General features: G+C 69.9%; 20 protein-coding genes and 1 tRNA gene. 11 read left to right on the top strand and 10 right to left on the bottom strand.

Annotated elements, in window-relative coordinates:
• Positions 1 to 110: 110 nt before the first annotated feature.
• Positions 111 to 785: a hypothetical protein gene (locus tag WEB03_RS07885; RefSeq protein WP_368070402.1), complete on the bottom strand. Its 675-nt coding sequence runs from the start codon at positions 783 to 785 to the stop codon at positions 111 to 113.
• The gene (locus WEB03_RS07880; protein WP_368070401.1) at positions 782 to 1,153 is read right to left on the bottom strand and encodes a PadR family transcriptional regulator; all 372 of its coding nucleotides are present in this window, start codon (positions 1,151 to 1,153) and stop codon (positions 782 to 784) included. Before WEB03_RS07880 ends, WEB03_RS07885 begins: the two co-directional genes overlap by 4 nt.
• Before the next feature lie 153 nt (positions 1,154 to 1,306).
• Between WEB03_RS07880 and guaB the strand changes: the two genes are divergently transcribed.
• Positions 1,307 to 2,806, top strand: coding sequence for an IMP dehydrogenase (gene guaB, locus WEB03_RS07875; protein ID WP_368070400.1), 1,500 nt, complete (start codon positions 1,307 to 1,309; stop codon positions 2,804 to 2,806).
• Between the two features lie 61 nt (positions 2,807 to 2,867).
• On the opposite strand, the gene WEB03_RS07870 is transcribed toward guaB, so the two are convergent.
• Both WEB03_RS07870 and WEB03_RS07865 read right to left on the bottom strand, forming a co-directional pair.
• Positions 2,868 to 3,746 carry an HAD-IIB family hydrolase gene (locus tag WEB03_RS07870; RefSeq protein ID WP_368070399.1) on the bottom strand — a complete coding sequence of 293 codons (879 nt, stop codon included), beginning with the start codon at positions 3,744 to 3,746 and terminating at the stop codon, positions 2,868 to 2,870.
• The gene (locus WEB03_RS07865; RefSeq protein ID WP_368070398.1) at positions 3,743 to 4,039 is read right to left on the bottom strand and encodes a DUF3467 domain-containing protein; all 297 of its coding nucleotides are present in this window, start codon (positions 4,037 to 4,039) and stop codon (positions 3,743 to 3,745) included. Before WEB03_RS07865 ends, WEB03_RS07870 begins: the two co-directional genes overlap by 4 nt.
• 142 nt (positions 4,040 to 4,181) lie before the next feature.
• Between WEB03_RS07865 and WEB03_RS07860 the strand changes: the two genes are divergently transcribed.
• Entirely contained in the window at positions 4,182 to 5,729 is a 1,548-nt protein-coding gene (locus WEB03_RS07860; RefSeq protein ID WP_368070397.1) for a glucose-6-phosphate isomerase, read from the top strand.
• 17 nt (positions 5,730 to 5,746) lie between these two features.
• Here WEB03_RS07860 and WEB03_RS07855 read toward each other — a convergent pair whose 3' ends face one another.
• The 5 genes from WEB03_RS07855 to WEB03_RS07835 all read right to left on the bottom strand — a co-directional run bounded on the left by WEB03_RS07855 (position 5,747) and on the right by WEB03_RS07835 (position 9,806).
• Positions 5,747 to 6,715, bottom strand: a complete 969-nt coding sequence (locus WEB03_RS07855) for an SDR family NAD(P)-dependent oxidoreductase (protein WP_368070396.1) — start codon at positions 6,713 to 6,715, stop codon at positions 5,747 to 5,749.
• A 96-nt stretch (positions 6,716 to 6,811) separates the two neighbouring features.
• Positions 6,812 to 6,885: transfer RNA gene (locus WEB03_RS07850), tRNA-Val, on the bottom strand.
• A gap of 15 nt (positions 6,886 to 6,900) precedes the next feature.
• Positions 6,901 to 7,797 (bottom strand): tyrosine-type recombinase/integrase, encoded by an 897-nt coding sequence (locus WEB03_RS07845; RefSeq protein ID WP_368070395.1) that lies wholly within the window; start codon positions 7,795 to 7,797, stop codon positions 6,901 to 6,903.
• Between the two features lie 121 nt (positions 7,798 to 7,918).
• Positions 7,919 to 8,974, bottom strand: coding sequence for an ion channel (locus WEB03_RS07840; protein WP_368070394.1), 1,056 nt, complete (start codon positions 8,972 to 8,974; stop codon positions 7,919 to 7,921).
• A gap of 592 nt (positions 8,975 to 9,566) precedes the next feature.
• Positions 9,567 to 9,806 (bottom strand): DUF2249 domain-containing protein, encoded by a 240-nt coding sequence (locus WEB03_RS07835; RefSeq protein ID WP_368070393.1) that lies wholly within the window; start codon positions 9,804 to 9,806, stop codon positions 9,567 to 9,569.
• Positions 9,807 to 9,929: 123 nt separating this feature from the next.
• Here WEB03_RS07835 and WEB03_RS07830 point away from each other — a divergent pair, with 123 nt between their 5' ends.
• The 4 genes from WEB03_RS07830 to WEB03_RS07815 all read left to right on the top strand — a co-directional run bounded on the left by WEB03_RS07830 (position 9,930) and on the right by WEB03_RS07815 (position 12,092).
• The gene (locus WEB03_RS07830; protein ID WP_368070392.1) at positions 9,930 to 10,253 is read left to right on the top strand and encodes a metal-sulfur cluster assembly factor; all 324 of its coding nucleotides are present in this window, start codon (positions 9,930 to 9,932) and stop codon (positions 10,251 to 10,253) included.
• A gap of 88 nt (positions 10,254 to 10,341) precedes the next feature.
• Positions 10,342 to 11,442 carry a hypothetical protein gene (locus WEB03_RS07825; RefSeq protein WP_368070391.1) on the top strand — a complete coding sequence of 367 codons (1,101 nt, stop codon included), beginning with the start codon at positions 10,342 to 10,344 and terminating at the stop codon, positions 11,440 to 11,442.
• On the top strand, positions 11,439 to 11,765 hold the full coding sequence (gene fdxA / locus WEB03_RS07820; protein ID WP_368070390.1) for a ferredoxin: 327 nt from the start codon (positions 11,439 to 11,441) through the stop codon (positions 11,763 to 11,765). The genes WEB03_RS07825 and fdxA overlap by 4 nt, the downstream gene beginning before the upstream one ends.
• Before the next feature lie 87 nt (positions 11,766 to 11,852).
• On the top strand, positions 11,853 to 12,092 hold the full coding sequence (locus tag WEB03_RS07815) for a hexameric tyrosine-coordinated heme protein (RefSeq protein ID WP_368070389.1): 240 nt from the start codon (positions 11,853 to 11,855) through the stop codon (positions 12,090 to 12,092).
• A gap of 53 nt (positions 12,093 to 12,145) precedes the next feature.
• Here the strand turns inward: WEB03_RS07815 and ctaD are convergent, their stop codons facing one another.
• Entirely contained in the window at positions 12,146 to 14,080 is a 1,935-nt protein-coding gene (gene ctaD / locus WEB03_RS07810) for a cytochrome c oxidase subunit I (RefSeq protein ID WP_368070388.1), read from the bottom strand.
• A 104-nt stretch (positions 14,081 to 14,184) separates the two neighbouring features.
• Between ctaD and WEB03_RS07805 the strand changes: the two genes are divergently transcribed.
• From WEB03_RS07805 to WEB03_RS07785, 5 genes are all read left to right on the top strand, one after another.
• Entirely contained in the window at positions 14,185 to 15,006 is an 822-nt protein-coding gene (locus WEB03_RS07805; RefSeq protein ID WP_368070387.1) for a DUF2249 domain-containing protein, read from the top strand.
• A gap of 56 nt (positions 15,007 to 15,062) precedes the next feature.
• Positions 15,063 to 15,458, top strand: a complete 396-nt coding sequence (locus WEB03_RS07800) for a hypothetical protein (RefSeq protein WP_368070386.1) — start codon at positions 15,063 to 15,065, stop codon at positions 15,456 to 15,458.
• 13 nt (positions 15,459 to 15,471) lie between these two features.
• Positions 15,472 to 16,452, top strand: coding sequence for a hypothetical protein (locus tag WEB03_RS07795; protein WP_368070385.1), 981 nt, complete (start codon positions 15,472 to 15,474; stop codon positions 16,450 to 16,452).
• A gap of 142 nt (positions 16,453 to 16,594) precedes the next feature.
• Positions 16,595 to 17,842: an NADH-ubiquinone oxidoreductase-F iron-sulfur binding region domain-containing protein gene (locus tag WEB03_RS07790; protein ID WP_368070384.1), complete on the top strand. Its 1,248-nt coding sequence runs from the start codon at positions 16,595 to 16,597 to the stop codon at positions 17,840 to 17,842.
• Positions 17,843 to 18,059: 217 nt separating this feature from the next.
• Positions 18,060 to 18,273, top strand: a 214-nt coding sequence (locus tag WEB03_RS07785; protein ID WP_368070383.1) for a helix-turn-helix domain-containing protein, incomplete at its 3' end; no start/stop codon positions are given.

Below are 18,273 nucleotides of genomic sequence, written 5' to 3'. Positions count from 1 at the left end.
CCATCCTCCACCAGGAACTGCGCCTGGCCACCGGCACCCACCTCGACCTCGCCGCCTGAGGAACGCGGCTCAGCCCCGTAGCGTCGTCTGCGTCGCCTGACCCGCGGCGGTCATGCCCCGACCGGATCGGCGGCGCGGTCGCGGGCTCGGCGGAGCAGCACCCCGGCGACCACCAGCGGTGCGATCAGCGTCGCGATCAGGACCAGCGTGCCGAGCCACGGGGCGAAGGCGAAGCCGTCGCAGACCTCGTTGGTGCGTTCGATGACGCCGGTCGCCTCGTCGCGCACCTCGGTGTAGCTGCAGGTCTGACCCCCGAACGCGGCCAGCGCGAACGGCGCGGCCAGCCCACCGGGGACGATCAGGGTGCCGAGCAGCTTCTCACCCCACGTCCACGTCGCCGAGGACCACAGCAGGATGACGCCGATCACCCACCCGAGGACCGGCAGGACCAGCCCTCCGACCACAAGCAACACCACCGCGGTGACGTCGAGCGCGCGGATCCGCGGTCGCGCGACCGGCGGCGGTGACCAGGCGACGGGTGGATCCGGCGGTCCGTCGTGCGGGTCGTCGAGCTCTCGGTGGGCAGCGCGCGCGAGCTCCTCGGGCGGGCCGAGTCGCGCCAACGCACCCCGCGTCGACTCCGGCGACGGGCTGCTCGCGCGGAGCTCCGCGAGGTGCGCCTCGACGTCGTCGAGGAGTTCGTCGCGTTCCGACGGGGGGAGGCCTGCCGAGGCAGCGCGGAGCCGAGCGCGGTCGTCGTCGAGGAGGGACGCGGCGTCGTTCACGAGGGGTGCTCCGTTCGCGGCCCCGGGCGCCGCATCAGGTCGTCGACCGCGTCCCGGAACGCGGTCCACTCGGTCCGGAAGGCGGCGAGTTGCGCCACCCCATCCGCTGTGAGCTGGTGGTACCGGCGTGGCGGTCCGGCGCTCGACTCCCGCCAGCTCGTGGTCACCAGACCATCCCGGCGGAGCCGGGCGAGGAGCGGGTAGAGCGTGCCCTCGGACACGGCGAGACGGGGGTCGGACGACAGCACCTCGACCAGTTCGACCCCGTACCGCTCGCCGTCGGCGAGGACAGCGAGGACGGCGTGGGGGAGCACGCCGCGTCGCAGCTGTGTCAACGATCCCTCGTCCCGCGCCACGGGCTCCCACATCCTCTGACCGCATGATGCTGGTCACGACAGGTTCCTGGTGATGCAAGGTAGCGCACCGTTCGCGGTGGGGGAAGCGCCCGATCCCGACCGCGGACTCGGCGGCCGGCGGCGGTACCGTTGGTCGCACCCCGTCAGCCGAGCAGCGAGGCGCGCGTGTCCGGAACCGAGGCCATCCCCGAGGCGCTGAGCTACGACGACGTCCTGCTCGTGCCGCAGGCGTCCGCGGTCCTGCCGCGCGACGTGTCGGTGGCCACCAGCCTCCACCCATCGCTCGAGCTGCACCTGCCGATCCTGTCGGCTGCGATGGACAAGGTCACCGAGGCCGAGATGGCCGTGGCCATGGCGCGCCAGGGCGGGATCGGCGTCGTGCACAAGAACACGTCGATCGAGGCGCAGGCCGCCATGGTCGAGTCCGTGAAGCGTTCCGAGTCCGGGTTCATCGTCGATCCGGTGACGCTGCGCCGCGACGACCCCGTGTCCCAGGCGTTCGAGCTCATGGCGCGGTACCGCGTCTCGGGCTTCCCCGTCGTGGACGGCGACGGGATGCTCGTCGGCATCGTGACCAACCGTGACCTGCGGCTCGGCGCGGACCCCGACCGTCCCGTCAGCGACTACATGACCTCCGACGGGCTGATCACCGGTGCACCGGGGACGACCCTCGACGATGCTCGCGACCTGATGCAGGAACACCGCAAGGAGAAGCTGCCGACGGTGGACGCCGACGGTCGGCTCACGGGCATGTTCACCTTCAAGGACATCGAGAAGGTCCGCCGCTACCCGAGCTCGGCCAAGGACGCACGGGGCCGGCTGCTGTGCGCTGCCGCTGTCGGGGTCGGCCCCGAGGGCGAGGAGCGCGCCGAAGCGCTCGTCCGGGCCGGTGTCGATCTGCTGGCTATCGACTCGGCGCACGGGCACTCGGCCGGCATCCTCGAGTTCGCCGCCAAGCTCAAGGACCGTCACCCGGACACGCCGCTGATGGTCGGCAACGTCGTGACCGCCGACGCGGTCCGTGCCTGCGTCGACCACGGCGCCGACGTGGTCAAGGTGGGGGTCGGGCCCGGATCGATCTGCACGACCCGCGTCGTCACGGGTGTCGGCATGCCGCAGTTCAGCGCCGTCGCCGAGTGCGCCCGGGCTGGCGCGGAGCTCGGCGTGGCGACCATCGCCGACGGCGGCATCCGCTTCTCGGGTGACGTCGTCAAGGCGCTCGCCGCGGGGGCGACCGCGGTCATGCTCGGCAACATCCTGGCCGGGACCGACGAGTCGCCGGGCGAGCCCGTGCTGGTCGGCGGTCGGCGCTACAAGGAGTACCGGGGGATGGGCTCGCTCGACGCCATGCGCGCCGGTTCCGCGGACCGCTACTTCCAGGGCGATAAGCTCGCGGGCAGCGCGCAGGAGGCCCGCCAGCCCTCCAAGCTCGTGCCCGAGGGTGTCTCCGGACTGCTGCCGTACCGCGGCGCAGTCAGCGAGGTCATCGCCCAGCTCGAGGGCGGCCTGCGGTCGGGTATGGGCTACATCGGCGCCGACTCGCTCGGCCAGCTCACGACCCGCGCCCGCTTCGTCCGCCAGACGGGTGCAGGCACGCGCGAGAGCCACGTCCACGACGTCGACGTGGTCCACGAGGCGCCGAACTACTCGGTCCCGACCAGCTGACCGCAGGCGTCGCTCGTCGGCGCCGCCTCACGAGGCGAGCGCAGCGAGGGGCCGGTCCCGGTCAGCGCCAGGCGATGCACGCGTCCAGCGCGACCGCTACCCCGTGGGCGTCGACGTCGGGTACCACCAGGTGGGCTGCCGCGCGGATCTCGTCCTCGGCCTGCCCCATGGCGATCGCCGTGCCCGCCACCGCCAGCATCGACAGATCGTTGGCCGCGTCGCCGATGGCCACCACCTGGGTCAAGGGCACACCGAGGTGATCGGCCGCGCGGGCGAGCGCTCGCCCCTTGTCCGCGTCGGGGTGCGTGGCGTTGACGTAGGTGAGGTCCGGCGTCCGAGGTGAACCGGCCGCGCCGGCCAGCAGCCCGGCCCGTTCGATCGCGGCGATCAGCTCCGGTACCGCGTCCGGGTCGAAGACCGCGAACGTCGCCTTGAGGGCGGGTTCGTCGCCGAGCGTCGCCGAGCTGTCGATCACGCCGATGGGTTCGCGATCGAGGATGTCCCAGTGGGCGCGGGCGCGTTCGTCCCAGCTCGAGACCAGGAAGCCGTCCTCGGGGTAGATCTCGACGTACGCGTCGTTCCGTTCGCGCGCCACCTCGAGCAGCGCGTCGACCTGATCCGGGCGGAGCGTCCAGGCGTGGACGGTCCGGCCGTCGGCGCGGACCTCGGCCCCGTTGTGGAGCACGTGAGGCCCGTGTGCGTGCAGTTGCTCCTGGAGCGCGTGCATCGCGCCGCGCATCCGCCCGGTCGCGAAACCGACCCGCAGACCGGCAGCCTGCGCCCGGTCGACCGCGTCGACGACCTCATCGGTCGCGGCGGCGCTCGGGCCGACGAGCGTCCCGTCGACGTCGCAGACGACGTACGCGGGGGGAGCAGTCGGGCGCCAGTCCGCGAACCGGCCGCCTGGCAGGAGGCCGGGTGGCAACGAGGTGGTCGTCACCCGAGGGCCTTGACGGGGCCGAACCGCTCCTCGTAGTTGCTCAGGTTGGTGTTCATGGCGTTGAGGACGCGGCCCACCATGGTCGGGGGGATGCGCACGCGCGAGACGACCTCGGCGTTGACCTTGCCCTGTTCCTTGGCGGGCATGAGCTGGCAGAAGTCCAGCGTGAAGTCGTGGGGGGAGTGCGACACGACCAGGAAGTTGGCGTACTCGCCGTGCTTGTGGTCGTCGGGGACCACCACCTGGACCTGTGTCTGCGGGCGGGAGGGTTCGGGGCTCGGCTGGTCGCTCACGGGCTGTTCGCCTCATCGTCGGGGGTCGGAAGGGGGGGTCGGTCCGAGGCTAGCGACCGGTGTCCTGCCCGCTCCGCGCCACCACCCCGCCGCTAGGTTCGGTCCCGACCTCGTCGCCCTCTCGACCCGTGAGCTGTCCCTGATGCGTTCGAACCTCGGAAACCTGGCCGCCGACGTCGACGCGGCCGTCATCGATGCTCTCGCGCTGATCCCACGGATCGTGGCACGCGACCACACCGTCTGGCAGGAGGATCCGACCGAGGTCGCCGACCGGCTCGGGTGGCTGGACGCCCCCGACCGCGCGGCGGGGCAGATCGAGCAGCTGCGGACGATCGCGGACGACCTGGTCGCCGACGGCATCACCGACGTGGTGCTGACGGGCATGGGTGGGTCGTCGCTCTACCCCGAGGTCCTGACCTCCACCTTCGGGTCCGCGCCGGGGTACCCGCGTCTGCACGTGCTCGACTCGACCGACCCGGCCGCCGTGTTGGCCGTCGAGCGCAACGTGCCGTGGACCACCACGGTCGTGGTCGCCGCGTCCAAGTCCGGGGGGACGGTCGAGACGCGCTCGCACCTGGCCCGGTTCACCGCCCGCCTCGAGGACGTCCACGGGACCGGGGCCGGTCGGCACCTGATCGCCATCACCGACCCGGGCAGCGACCTCGAGAAGCTGGCCACGGACGCCGGGTACCGCGCCGTGGTCCACGGCCAGCCCGACGTCGGGGGTCGCTACAGCGCGCTGACCCCGTTCGGTCTGCTCCCCGCCGCGATCCTGGGTCTCGACCTCGACGCCCACCTCGCCCCGGCCGCGGGGGTCCTGGCGCTGGCGCGTACCGAGGACCGGGCGAACACGCCGGTCGTGCTCGGGGCGGTGCTCGCGACCGCCGCCCGGCGCGGGCGCGACAAGCTCACGCTGCTGCTGCCGGACGAGGTCGCCTCCTTCGGCGCCTGGGTCGAACAGCTCGTGGCGGAGTCCACCGGCAAGCACGGCGCGGGTCTCCTCCCGATCCTCGACGACGACGCGGACGAGCTGCTCGGTCGGCTCGGGGAGGACCGCGTGATCGTCGCCCTCGGCGACCGCCCCGGCACCGACGACCTCGCGGCCGCGGGTGCTCCCGTCGTGCAGCTGCCGTGGGAGGGGCCGGAGCAGCTCACCGCCGAGGTGGTCCGCTGGGAGGTCGCGACAGCCGTCGCCGGCGCGCTGCTCGGTCTGAACCCCTTCGACCAGCCGGACGTGCAAGCCGCCAAAGCCGCGACCGCCGAGGTCCTCGACGCTGCGGCCGGAGGCCCGGTCGATCTGCCCGCGACCGGTGACGCCGCCGAGGTGCTCGACACGGTCGCGCCGGGGGGCTACCTGGCGCTGCTCGCGTTCGTGACGCCGGGTGGCGACGACGAAGGGCACGTGCGCGCGGCGGCGCGGCGCCTGCGTGAGCGGCTCAAGGTGCCGGTCACGGTCGGTATCGGTCCGCGCTACCTGCACTCCACGGGCCAGCTCCACAAGGGCGGCCCGGCGGGCGGCGGCTTCCTCGTGGTCGTCGGTGAGGACGCCGAGGATGCGGACGTGCCGGGGGCGGCCTACTCCTTCGGTCAGCTCAAGCGTGCCCAGGCGGCCGGGGACATCCGGGCGCTCCGGGACGCTGGCCGGCCCGTGGTGCGGCTCGATGTCGCGCAGGTCCGCGAGCTGAGCTGATCCACCGACGTGGCCGGTCAGGTCGTGACGTCGATCCCGGCGTCGCGGCTGACCCGGGTCCAGAGCCGGTCCGGATCTCCCGGTGCGGTCCGGGTCCAGGGCAGCTTGTGCTGGTTGCGAGGTGTCCGGTCGTGCCAGAGCTGCCCACCGGGCTCGATCTCGTCGGACAGCGCGGCCCAGACGATCGAGTCGGCGCCCTCCGCGGGGGAGCGAAGGAGCGGTCCCATCACCTTGCGGAAGCCCGGCAGCGAGGACGCCACGCCCGGCGTGAGCACCCAGCCGGGGTGCACCACGTGGAAGTCGACGGCGCCGTCGGTGCGCTGCTGCCACAGGCTGGTCAGTTCCACCTGGGCGCGCTTCGCCCGCGCGTAGGCGGTGGTGGGCCGGTACCCGTCGAGCGACCCGAGTCGGTCGACGTCGAGCTTCTCGGCGTACATCCCCCCGGAGGTGACGGTCACGACCCGGGAGGGGTCGCTCGCGGTCAGCGTCGGCAGGAGCAGGGCGGTCAGCAGGTGGGGCGTCACCACGTGGACCTGGTAGGTCCGTTCGAGGCCGTCCTCGGTCGTGGCCGGCTCGGGGAACATCGCGCCCGCGTTGTGCACGAGCGCGTCGATGCGAGCTTCGCGGGCAGCCAACTGCTCCCCGAGGGCCCGCACGGCTGCCAGGTCGGTGAGGTCGGCCCACGCGTGGTCGACCGGCGCGCCGGAGCCGACCTCATCGACCAGCCGCTGGACGGTCGCACGGGCCTTCCGTTCGTCGCGGGTGACCACGATCACGCGGGCCCCGGCGTCGAGCAGCGCCCGCGCGGTGGCGTAGCCGAGCCCGCTGTTGGCGCCGGTGACGACCACGGTTCGACCGGCGCCCGGGAGCTGATCGGTCGGGCACCAGCGACTGAGCCGCGAACGGACCGCGTAGCCGACGCGGCTGAAGGAGAGGACGACGGTCGCCTCGAGGGCGGCGTCCACGGTTCCGGTGACGGTGGGCACACGTGATCCTGGGGAGGGGCTCCCCGTGTTCGTCGCCGAGGCTTGGCCGTCCGGGTGGACCCCGGCGGTGAGCAGCGCTCCACCGGTCCGCGTGGGTGGGCGGTGAGGGGCTCGAACCCCCGACCTCCTCGGTGTAAACGAGGCGCTCTCGCCATCTGAGCTAACCGCCCGGAACCACCCGTACGCTACCGTAGCTGTCGAAATTCTGTCTCCGGTGGGACGTCGTCCAGACCGCTTGACGGCGTTTCTGACGGCGTTGGTGATCGCAGGGCGGCGTCCATCGCCGTCGCCGCGCCGTGCTTGAGATCGTCCACCACGTGCTGGTAGCGACGCATCATCGTCGGCGACGAGTGCCCGAGGATCTCCATCACCACCCGGGAGTCGACGCCCTGGGCGAGCAGCAGCGTCGCCGCCGAGTGACGCAGCGTGTGGAACGAGACGCGCCGGATCCCAGCCCGCGCACAAGCACCGTGCAGGTGGCGCAGCAGTGCCCGGTGACCGAGCGGCGTTCCGACCTGCGACGGCCACACCAGGTCCGACACCGTCCACGCATCGCCGAGTGCGAGGCGTTCCTCGGCGAGGCGGCGCTCGTGGTGTCGTAGTTGCTCGACGGCTGTGGCGGTGAGCACGAACCGGCGGCGCCGACGGTTCTTGGTCCCACCTTCGACGACCTCGCCCTCCATGGTGCGCGTCAGCGTCGGCCACACCTCGAAGGTTCCCGCCGCGAGGTCGACGTAGGACCACTGGGCGCCGATGGCTTCTGACATCCGAATGCCGTGGGCGATCGCCACGGTGTAGAGCGACTCGAGACGGTGCCCGGCGACGGCGGTGAGCAGGGACCGAGCCTCGTCGAGCGACAGGGGCAGGATCTCGGTCGCGGGTACGTGCGGAGGGTCGACGAGCGCAGCCGGGTTGCGTGACAACAACCCCCAGCGTTGGGCCTGCCCGAAGTCGCGGGCCAGGGTCGTGCGCACGTCCGCGACGGTCTTCGGCGCCCGGGGCTCGCCACGTGACGTCGGCTTGGCAGCGAGTTCGTCGAGCACGCGTGCGACGTGTGCGGGTGAGAGGTGCTCGTCGTCCATGCGGATCCTGAGGAACCATCGCGGAAGGAGACCGACCAGGTAGCGCCTGCTGGCCATGGTGGTGGGCCGCTTCTTCTCTCGGCTCAGCCACGATCCGAGCCAGCCGCCGACCGTGGTCGCTTCACCGCCCACGCCGTGATCGCGTTCCTCCCTGTGTGTCAGGCTGAGGTGAGACACCTGGTGTAGTGACCATCACTCCCAGGGCGAGAAGGATCACCTGACTATGACGATGACCCCGACGGTGCTGGCGACGCGCGACACTGGCGTCATGAGCGAGCACGAGCAAGAGCCCGACCCGGCGGCGAAGCCGCGCCGCACCGAGGTTCTGGCCGATGAGGTCGGTGCCCGCTGCGGAAACCTGGGCGACCGAGATGCCGCCGAGGCCAGCGATCACGCTGCTTCGGGCAGCTGGCGCGAGGATGCGTCGCGCGAACTGTTCCCCGAGGTACTCGCCTGGTTGGAACACCTCATCGCAACCGGCGAGCCTCAAGATGTCAGCCGCGTCCGGTGACGATGCGGTCGAGATCAAGAGGGTCGACCTCGCCGCTTCACGCATCGTGAACGCGACGTTGGTGTTGGTGGTGTCCTTGCTCGCCGTGAAGACCAAGGAAGCGGTCTCGGCCCGGATGCGTCGGTAGGTCTGGGGGTCGTCGAGCGGACCGACCACGACGGGGTAGCCGAGCTTACGGAGCTGCACGGCTTCCGGTAGATCCTCGACCAGGATGACGTGGTCCTGCCGCGCTGCTCTCGCCCGCCTGATGAGGCACTCTTGCAGCGGCGCGTGTCCAACGAGGATGAGGTGGTCTGCGGTCTGCGGGGGCAGCGACCGGGGGGTGCGACTGTGCCGTACCGCACGGACCCACGGGAGGTAACCGAACTGGATCAGCACGAAGGGCAGGAGTGCGAGGAACAGCAGCGCACCAACCCCCAGGACGATCACGGAGTAGAGGCGGCCAAGCTCAGATTCGAAGACGATGTCCCCGTAGCCGAGCGTGGACATCGTCACCACGGTCCAGTAGAGGCTCGAAGCCCACCCGAAGGCACGTCCTTCAGCTGCCATCAACAGCTTGAATCCGACCGAGAAGAGGACGGTGCTGGCAGCCAGGGTCAGGACCGCAGCCCACAGTCGGCGCGCGGCTCCGCCGTTGAACACGGTCGGGCGTGATCCGTCCCTCACCTCGAGTACCTCTACAGTCGAGGGAACACCCTCGATCGTCGATCGGTCGCGTCCGACACGGTCGTCGGAGCACGCTGGAGCGAGCGCATCGTTCATGGCGTCGCAGCGGGCCTTCCGATAGTTGCCCGAACCCTCGGTGTCGTGCGACAACCGAGCGAGAAGGGGCGTGGCCCGAGGCGGTCAGTGCCCGCCGCGGCTCTCGAGCCATGCTATGAAGCTATGCTTACGTAAAGTAGTAAACTGTGAAGCGTAGCTGCATACCCCGCATCGTCAAAGGATGACCTGATCACGACCAGGCCACCGGCGCTGAGGCCGAGATGGTTGTTGCGGATCCGGATCCGGATCCGGTGGCTACCGAGCCCAGCGGCTGGAGCGGCCTGGTCGGCGTCGGTTGTGAGACGGATCCACGCCACGCTCGTGCGATGCGGGTGAAGTAGGCACGCCCCCCTCGACCCTCGATCTGGTCGGTGACGGTGCGGACGCTTGGCGTGTGGAGACGGTGCCGACCGCGACCACGAACCCGTTGACCCTCCACTCGGTCGGACCACAAGAGGCTCGTGCCCACCGACCGATGGATGATCGGTTTCCCCGCTCAGGCGGCGACGGCGGGGCGGCCGATGCGGACCCGCCAGACCGTGGGACCTTCCTCGAGGTACTCCCAGCTGAACCGGTCGGGGTACTCGGCGGCGAACTGGTAGTAGAGCGGCTTGGGGTCGTGGTCGTTCACCAGCACGAACCCGTCCCCGGGCTCGAGGTCGTGGTAGGTGGACAGGATCAGCTCGTGGCGTCGCGCTGGTGGTTCGTCGCGGACGTCGAGGTTCGGCTCGGACACGGTGTGGCTCCTGGTTCGTGCGTCCCAGGGCTCGGGGACGCCATATTAGAACCTAATACACTTGTGGTTAAGTGTAAACGCTGCTAGCGTCGTGGGAGGAACGCCACCTCGGAGTCGGCTCCCATGCTCGAGACCACACCTGGCACGCCGACCACCGATGAACTGCACGCACGACTGCGGTGCGTGATCGATCCGGAGATCGGCATCAACATCGTCGATCTCGGTCTGGTCTACGACGTCCGCGTCGATGACGCGGCCATCACGGTGACCCTGACGATGACCACGCCGGCGTGTCCGCTCGGCCCCTACCTCGAGGAGGCCGTGGAGTCGGCGCTCGGTGAGGTGGCAGGTGCCCGGTTCGTGGCGGTCCGCGTCACTTTCGAGCCGCCGTGGAGCTCGGAGGCGATCACCCCTGAAGGCCGCGAGTTGCTGGGGTGGGCGCTGTGACCACGCCGGGCCCCCTGTGACGCCCGGGAGTCGGCTGCCTGATCCGGTTGGGCGACCCGGACGGGCCATCGCGCCGAAGGGTCGCCTGGTGCTGCTGCTCGGCGGTGGCCTCGGGTTGGTGGCGGGCATGTGGACGGGCCTGAGCCGTGCCGGGTTCGCCGTCGGAACGGGGCCGGCGGCTCACCACGGCGTGCTGATGACGCTCGGGTTCCTCGGGACGCTGGTCGCGTTGGAGCGTGCGGTCGCGTACCGGGCCGGTTGGGCGTACCTGGCCCCAGCGTCGTCGGGGGCTGCCGTGGTGTGGCTGCTCGCCGGTGGGCCGGTGGCTGGCAGCGGTCTGCTGTTCGGTGTCGCCGGGACGCTGGTCGTGGTCGTCTACGTCCGCACCTGGGTGATCCACCGCGAGCCCTACCTCGTGCTCATGGGTCTCGGCGGGGTGGCGTCGGTCGTTGCCGCGCTGCTGTGGAGCGTCGGCGTCAGCCCGATCCGTCTCGCACCGACCCTGGCCGGGTTCGTCGTGCTGACCATCGTCGGCGAGCGGCTCGAGTTGTCGCGGCTGCGACGGCCGAGCCGGGGTGCGACGCGGCGGCTGCTGGTCGCCGTCGCCACGTTCGTCGCCGGGGTCGTCCTCAGTTGGTCCCTCAACGGCGCTGGTCTGATCGTCGGCGGGGTCGGGCTGCTCGCGACGACCGCCTGGTTCGCGCGCAACGACGTGGCCCGCGTCACGATCCGTCTACCCGGCCTGCCCAGGTTCGCTGCCGTGTGCATGCTGGCCGGCTACCTCTGGCTCGCGGTCGGCGGCGCCCTGTGGATCGCTCTCGGCACGCGCGGCGGTGGTGCGCTCATCTTCGATGCCGCTGTCCACGCGGTCTTCCTGGGGTTCGTGCTCTCCATGGTGATGGGCCACGCCCCGATCATCCTGCCGGCCGTGCTCCGGGTCGTCCTGCCGTACCGCCCGGTGGTCTGGCTACCCCTGGTGCTGCTGCACCTCACCGTGGGTGTGCGGGTCGCAGCCGATCTCGCCGGGTCCACGTGGGTACGAGGCGTCAGTGCGGCCGGCAACGTCGCTGCGCTGGTGTCGTTCATCGTCGTGACGATCGCCCTCGGGTACCGCGAGCGGGACCCCTCGCCGCGGGCCACGGCACGTCACCGTTCCCGAACCCCGATGGAAGGAGGCATCACGCTGTGACCTACGTCATCGCTGAGCCCTGTATCGACGTCAAAGACAAGGCGTGCGTCGAGGAGTGCCCGGTCGACTGCATCTACGAGGGGGAACGGATGCTCTACATCCACCCCACCGAGTGCATCGACTGCGGCGCTTGTGAACCTGTCTGCCCGGTCGAAGCCATCTTCTACGAGGACGATGTGCCCGACGAGTGGTCGCAGTTCACGCCGATCAACGCCGAGTTCTTCACCGACGCCGTCACCGGACTCGGCTCACCCGGAGGGGCGACAACGGTCGGGCCGAACCCGGCCGACCATCCGACCGTCGCGAAGTTCGACATCGGCTGACCCCTCGAGGGGGCTCCGGGTCTCCCCGGGGCCTCCTCGCCACCACATCTGACCGGCGTCCACGCGGCGCCCCTGACTGGAGGAACCATGGCACTCGTCCCCGACAACACCCTGTTGACGCCGACGGTCGAGGACGGGCGCGCACTGGCGCTCAAGATCGCCCGCCTGACGATCAAGGCCATCCAACCGGACGAGGCGACCCGGGAGCTGCTCCGACCCGGCTACGCCACCGACCCGGACTCGCTGACGGCGGCCGCCCACGTGGTCGCCATCGAGTTCGCCACCATCGCGGCTGCGAACGACTACTGGCGCGCCGAACGATCGTGAGCGGATCCACCGGTAGCAGCGCTGACACTCGAAGGTTCCACCGCCGGCGAAGATCAGGGATGTCCTTCGCGAAGGTCGCCACGATCGGTGTCCGCTGCCGGTGTCGATGGTGGCGGGTCATCGTCATCGCCTGCGGTGACGGGTTCATCGATCCAGGCGAAGTAGGTGGTGATGAGCCAGATCGCTCCTCCGATGGCGAGCCACGGGTTGGCCCACGCGAGCCCGTAGCCGAGCGGGAGGAACCCGAGACACATCATCAGGGGCCAGTACGACGGGTCGGGCATGTGGATGTGTGCGTCGGGTTCTCCGTCACGGCCGGTGGCGGCGCCCGCTGGTACCCGAACGGGACGTGCGGCGTCGTCCTCGGCGTACTTGCGGTGCCAGAACTCGTCTCGGTGCGACACGGTCGGGATCACATCGAAGTTGTGCTGGGGTGTCGGCGACGTGGTGATCCACTCGAGGGTGCGGGCATCCCAGGGGTCGTCACCGGAAGGGATGCCGCTACGGATCGAGCGGATGAAGTTGTAGAGGAACACCAGGGCGGAGATGGTCAGAACGCCGACACCGATGGTGCTGATGAGGTTGAACAGCTCGACGGTGGTGCCGAGCTCCGAGGGCAGCACGGCGGTACGTCGAGGTTGGCCGAGGAGCCCGGAGAGGTGCATCGGCGCGAAGATGAGGTTGAACCCGAGCAGCCAGGTCCAGAAGTGCCACCTGCCGAGCGTCTCGTCCATGAGCTTGCCGGTGGCCTTGGGGAACCAGTAGTAGATGCCGGCGACCAGCGCGAACAGCGAGCCGCCGAACAGCACGTAGTGGAAGTGCGCGACGACGTAGTAGGTGTCGTGCTGCTGTGCGTTGTGGGGCACGACCGCGTGGGTGACCCCGGAGAGTCCACCGATAGTGAACATCGAGATGAACCCGATGCAGAACAGCATCGGCGTGGTGAACTTGAGCTTGCCGCCCCACATGGTGAACACCCAGTTGAAGATCTTGATGCCGGTGGGGACCGCGACCATCATCGAGGTGACCGCGAACCCAGAGCGGGCGACGGGGCCGATCGCTGATGTGAACATGTGGTGGGCCCAGACCCCGAACCCGATGAACGCGATCAAGACGCCCGAGAACATGACGGCGGCGTAACCGAACAGCGGTTTCTTGCTGAAGACGGGCAGGATCTCGGACACGATCGCCATGGCGGGGAGCACCATGATGTAGACCTCGGGATGACCGAACAGCCAGAACAGGTGCTGGTAGAGGATCGGGTCCCCGCCCGTCCCAGGCTGGAAGAACTGTGCCCCGTAGACCGTGTCGAACATGAGCATCAGCGTGGCGACCGCGATGATCGGGAGGGCGAACAGCAGCAGGAAGTTCGTGATCAAGGTCATCCACACGAACGCGGGCATGCGCATGTAGGTCATCCCGGGCGCCCGCATGTTCACGATCGTGGTGATGAAGTTCACCGCCGATGCCAACGATCCCACACCGAGGATGTTGAGTCCGACCGCGTACATCGCCATGTTGGACGTGATGTCGGTCGACAGCGGGGCGTACGCGAACCAGCCGGCGTTCGGTGCGCCGCCGAGGAAGAACGAGCTGTACAGGAAGATGCCGCCGACCAGGTAGGTCCAGTAGCTGAACGCGTTCAGCCGCGGGAAGGCGACATCGCGCGCCCCGATCTGCAACGGGATCAGGTAGTTGAAGAACGCCGCCCCGAGGGGCATGACGACCAGGAAGACCATGGTGATGCCATGCATGGTGAAGACCTGGTTGTAGACGGCCTCGCTGATGACCCCAGCCTCCGCCTGCGCCAGCTGCAGACGGATCAGCCACGCCTCGACACCCCCCAGGAAGAAGAACACGAACGTGGTGAACAGGTACAGGATGCCGACCTTCTTGTGGTCGGTGGTCGCGAGCCAGCCAGCCCAGCCCGACGCCGAACGGAGCCGGCTCGCGCCAGTTGACCTCGCGGTGACCGTGTCCTGCGCCACCCGACTCTCCTCGCTCGCCCGATCGCCATCACCTGGGACCGTTGAATAAGAAAGAATAACTGCTAGTCTTAGTTTTTACCATCTGCCCAACCATCGGACCGCATGTGCCGACCATCTCCCTGGCTTCGAACGCCGCCGACAGCGAGGCGCTCGAGACCATCGAACGCCAGCACGCGGAACTCGTCGGCGGGCTGTCGACGCGGACGGCGGCGCTGTTGGCCGCGGTGCGGCGAGACGCGGGTTGGGAGGGCGCAAGGGACGCGCTCGTCACGTGGTGCCGGGCTGCGCTTATCCGGCACCACGAGGCGGAGGAGGCGGTGCTCTACCCGGCCACGCGCGAGTTGCCGGCGCTCGAACCGCTGGTGCGGGCGATGGCGCACGAGCACGCCCTGCTGGGCGCCCTCGTCGCTCGGTTGGCGTCGACCGACGACGCACCCAGCGCGGTGGCCCAAGCAGGTGCCGCGCAGACGCTCTTCGAGACCCACGTCGCCAAGGCGAACGACCTGCTGCTACCGGCGCTGGTGGCGGCACGCGATACGTCGGTCGCGCAGCTGCTCGCGGAGATGCACACGATGCTTCGAGGAGCCGAGCAGGGTGTCGCGGAGGCGGCGGAGAACCCGGAGCACCGGCCCGCCGAGGGGCCACCTGGACACGTGTGCGGGTGCCACGACGAGCCGGATGCTGCGCCGGAGCTCGATGCGCGGACGATCCCCCACGCGATCCGTCACGCGACGATCTTCGGCGCGCTCGAGGCCGTCGCACCTGCAGCCAGCCTGATCCTGGTGGCACCCCACGATCCGCTCCCGTTGCTCCAGCAGATCGAGCAACGCTGGCCCTCGGCGTTCGCCGTCGAGTACGTCGAGCGAGGCCCCGAGACCTGGCGCCTGCGGTTCACCCGGACGGCCGCCGAACCGGCCACCAGATGACCGACCGAGGGTCGATCGGACCGATCGACCCCGCCAGAGGTACGGAGGAGCCGAGCGTGAACACCGAGGTACACGCACCCCGACGCGAGCCAGCCGAAGCCGAAGGCCCGTTCGACCTGCACGCGGCTGCGGAGGAACTGCTCGCCGAAGCCAGCCAGCTTCGGTCAGGACGCTCAGCCCGGACCCTCACCCCGGGTTCGGGGGCATCCCTGAAGCAGACCTTGCTCGCACTGACCGCCGGGCAGCGCCTGCAAGATCACCTCGCCCCGGGCCCGACCACCCTGCTCGGCATCCGAGGCACCGCCGTGCTCGCTCACGACCGGACCGCGGTGACCCTGACCGACGGCGTGTGGGCTGCCTGCCCCGTCGGGCCGCACTCGCTCGAAGCGGTCTCCGACACCGTCGTGCTCATCACCGTGACGCCGTCCAAGGAGCCCGAACCGGCCGCCTGAGATCGGAGCCCACATGACGCCCCCGGTGCACCAGTACACGTCCGTCCCCCTCGCCGCCAGCCCCGAAGAGGTGTGCGAGCGGCTCCTGGCCGATCCCTCCGGGGCCGTTCGTCGGGCAACCGCCGACGCCCTGAGCGTGATGGGGCCTCACATCCGGCCCTGGGGTCTCAGGATCTCCGCGCTCCCGACCACGACAGCTAGCCCGACCGGGCCGGGTGAGCTCGGCTGCGTCGAGGTCACCTGGAGCGGACCGGAGGAGAAGACCGGCTGGCCGGCGCTCACCGGCCAGCTCGTCGCCGTGCCTGCCGGGCCGGGCGGTTCACGGCTGCTGTTCTTCTCGCGACGCTCACCGCAGGGCGGGCTCGACACCGGTCGGGTCGACCGTCGCCAGGGCCAACACATCGTGCACGTCAGCATCCACCGCTTCCTGCAGGACCTCGCCGACCACCTCGACGACCGTGGCGCCCGGCCACCGACCGCGAACGTGGCGGGGTTCGAACGCTCCCCGATGTTCGTCCACCACCTCCAGGCACTCGAGGGCGAGGCTGGCGCGGCGCACGGATGCCTGGAAGCCGACCTGCAGAAGCTGGCCGAGCGCGCGACCGCCACGGCGCTCGCCGACGCGCGCGAGCCCCTGCGTGCCGGTCGGTTCCGCGCCCCCGCGTCCCCGGCCGTCCGGAGCAGGCACGCGCGGGTGGGTGAGCCCGCGTGCGCGTGGGTCGGTTGGCACGGTGACGAGGAGGCAACCGGCTGGCCGCAGCTGGAACTCGCGCTGCTCATCGAAGCCCACCCTGGGGGGACGAGGCTCGCGCTGCTCTCGAGACGAGCACCCGGCTACGACCTGAGCCGGCCACGGGCCGACAAGCAACAACGTGACCAGATCCTGCGGTCCGCTGGGACTGCCTTCGCCGGAGCGGTCCGCGACGGGCTAACCGGCACGTCCGCAGGCCAGTCGTCGAGCCAGCGGCCCCATCTCGTGTCCGCCGCCAACTGACGGCATCCACGCAGAGCGAACGGAAGGAGGCGTAATGGGCGAGGCTGGTTTGGCAGACCGGCTCTTGCCTCCCTCGTCACGGACGTCGTTGGACGCCTACATCGCCGTCGGGGGCGGTCAGGCACTGGGGACGGCACTAGGCATGGAGCCCGACGAAGTCATCGCCGAGGTGGCGGATGCCGGGCTCCGCGGTCGCGGCGGCGCGGGTTTCCCCACTGCGACCAAGTGGCGCTCCGTGCGTGATGCAGCCGCCGAGACCGAGAGTGCTCCACGGCTGGTCGTCAACGGCGCTGAAGGCGAACCGGGCACCTATAAGGACCGGCGTCTGCTCGAGACCAACCCGTTTCTGGTCCTCGAAGGCATGCTCATCGCCCGACACGCGATCGGCGCCGACCAGGTGCACCTCGGCGTGAAAGCCAAGACCAGCCAGGCCGCATTGCTGCACGCCGCGCTGCACGCGATGGTTCGAGCCGGCTGGGAAGACGCGGACGTCATGCACATCGTTCAAGGCCCCGACGAGTACCTGTTCGGCGAGGAGACCGGCCTGCTCGAGGTCATCGAGGGCAACCTGCCGATGCCGCGCTGGCTCCCGCCGTTCCAGCACGGTCTGTTCGCCACGACAGGTCAACCCCACCCGACCGTGGTCAACAACGTCGAGACCCTCGCCAACGTTCCGTTCATCCTCAACAAGGGAGCCACCGCCTTCCGCAGGCTCGGCACCGTCGACTCGCCCGGCACGATGTTGTTCACCGTCGTCGGGGATGTCACCAGTCCCGGTGTGTACGAGCTCCCGCTCGGGACACCGCTGCGCCAACTGCTGGTCGACATCGCCGGCGCTGAGGACATCAAGGCCATCTTCTCCGGTGTGTCATCCCCCGTGATCAGCCCTGATCGGCTCGACACCCCACTGACCTACGAAGACATGCGCACGGCCGGAACCGGTCTCGGGTCCGGTGGCTTCATCGTCTACGACCACAGACACTGCATCGTGCGTGTCGCGGCGCAACTATCGCACTTCCTGGCGATCGAGTCCTGCGGGCAGTGCTCCGCCTGCAAGCTCGGCTGCGCCGCGATCACCGACCTGCTCCGACGTGTCGAAGCTGGCGAGGGGAGTGCGCACGATCTCGAGGCGATCGCCGACCGCATCCCCATGATCACCGATCAGACCCGTTGCGCGCTGCCGGCCGGGGAGCAGCTGCTGGTCGGCAGCTTGCTCGACACGTTCCGTGACGAGTTCGTCGCCCACCTCGGACGGACCTGCGACGCCCCCGTGCTCGAACAGGTTCCCAAGATCGAGTCACTCGACGATGCAACCGGCATGTTCGCCTACGACCCCCATTACGCCCGCAAACGCTCCGACTGGAGCTACGCATCTACCGGCGCGCGATGACCGTCCAGCTCTCAGCCTCAGCCGCAGCCAGTGGGTGGCTGCTCGCCCGTGACCGACGAGCGGCGACAGGACCGACCTGGTACGGACGCCTGCACCAACACCAGGAGGCCCTCAGGTCCTCGTGCACCGATACGGTCGTGACATGACGACGTCCGGAAGATCCGTTCCGCGTGAGCAGCAGGTCTACCGGGCGTTGTCGAGTCCGGTCCGAGCCCGCTTGCTCGAGGTCCTCCGTGACGAGTCCGACCTCGACACCGCCGCGCTCGCCGAACGGCTCGAGCTGCACGTGAACACGGTGCGGGCCCACCTCAATCTGCTCGAGGAAGCCGGCCTGGTGGAGGCCGTCGCCGAGGACCGAGATCGACCGGGTCGTCCGAAGCTCCTCTACCGATCCGTTGCCGAGGAGGAGGCGAACCCGAACCCGAACCCGA

This window comes from Nitriliruptor sp. (genome assembly GCF_040882075.1).
Classification (GTDB): Bacteria; Actinomycetota; Nitriliruptoria; order Nitriliruptorales; family Nitriliruptoraceae; genus Nitriliruptor.
The sequence above is the reverse complement of the archived record's forward strand: the minus strand, read 5'-3'. Positions and strand labels throughout refer to the sequence as shown.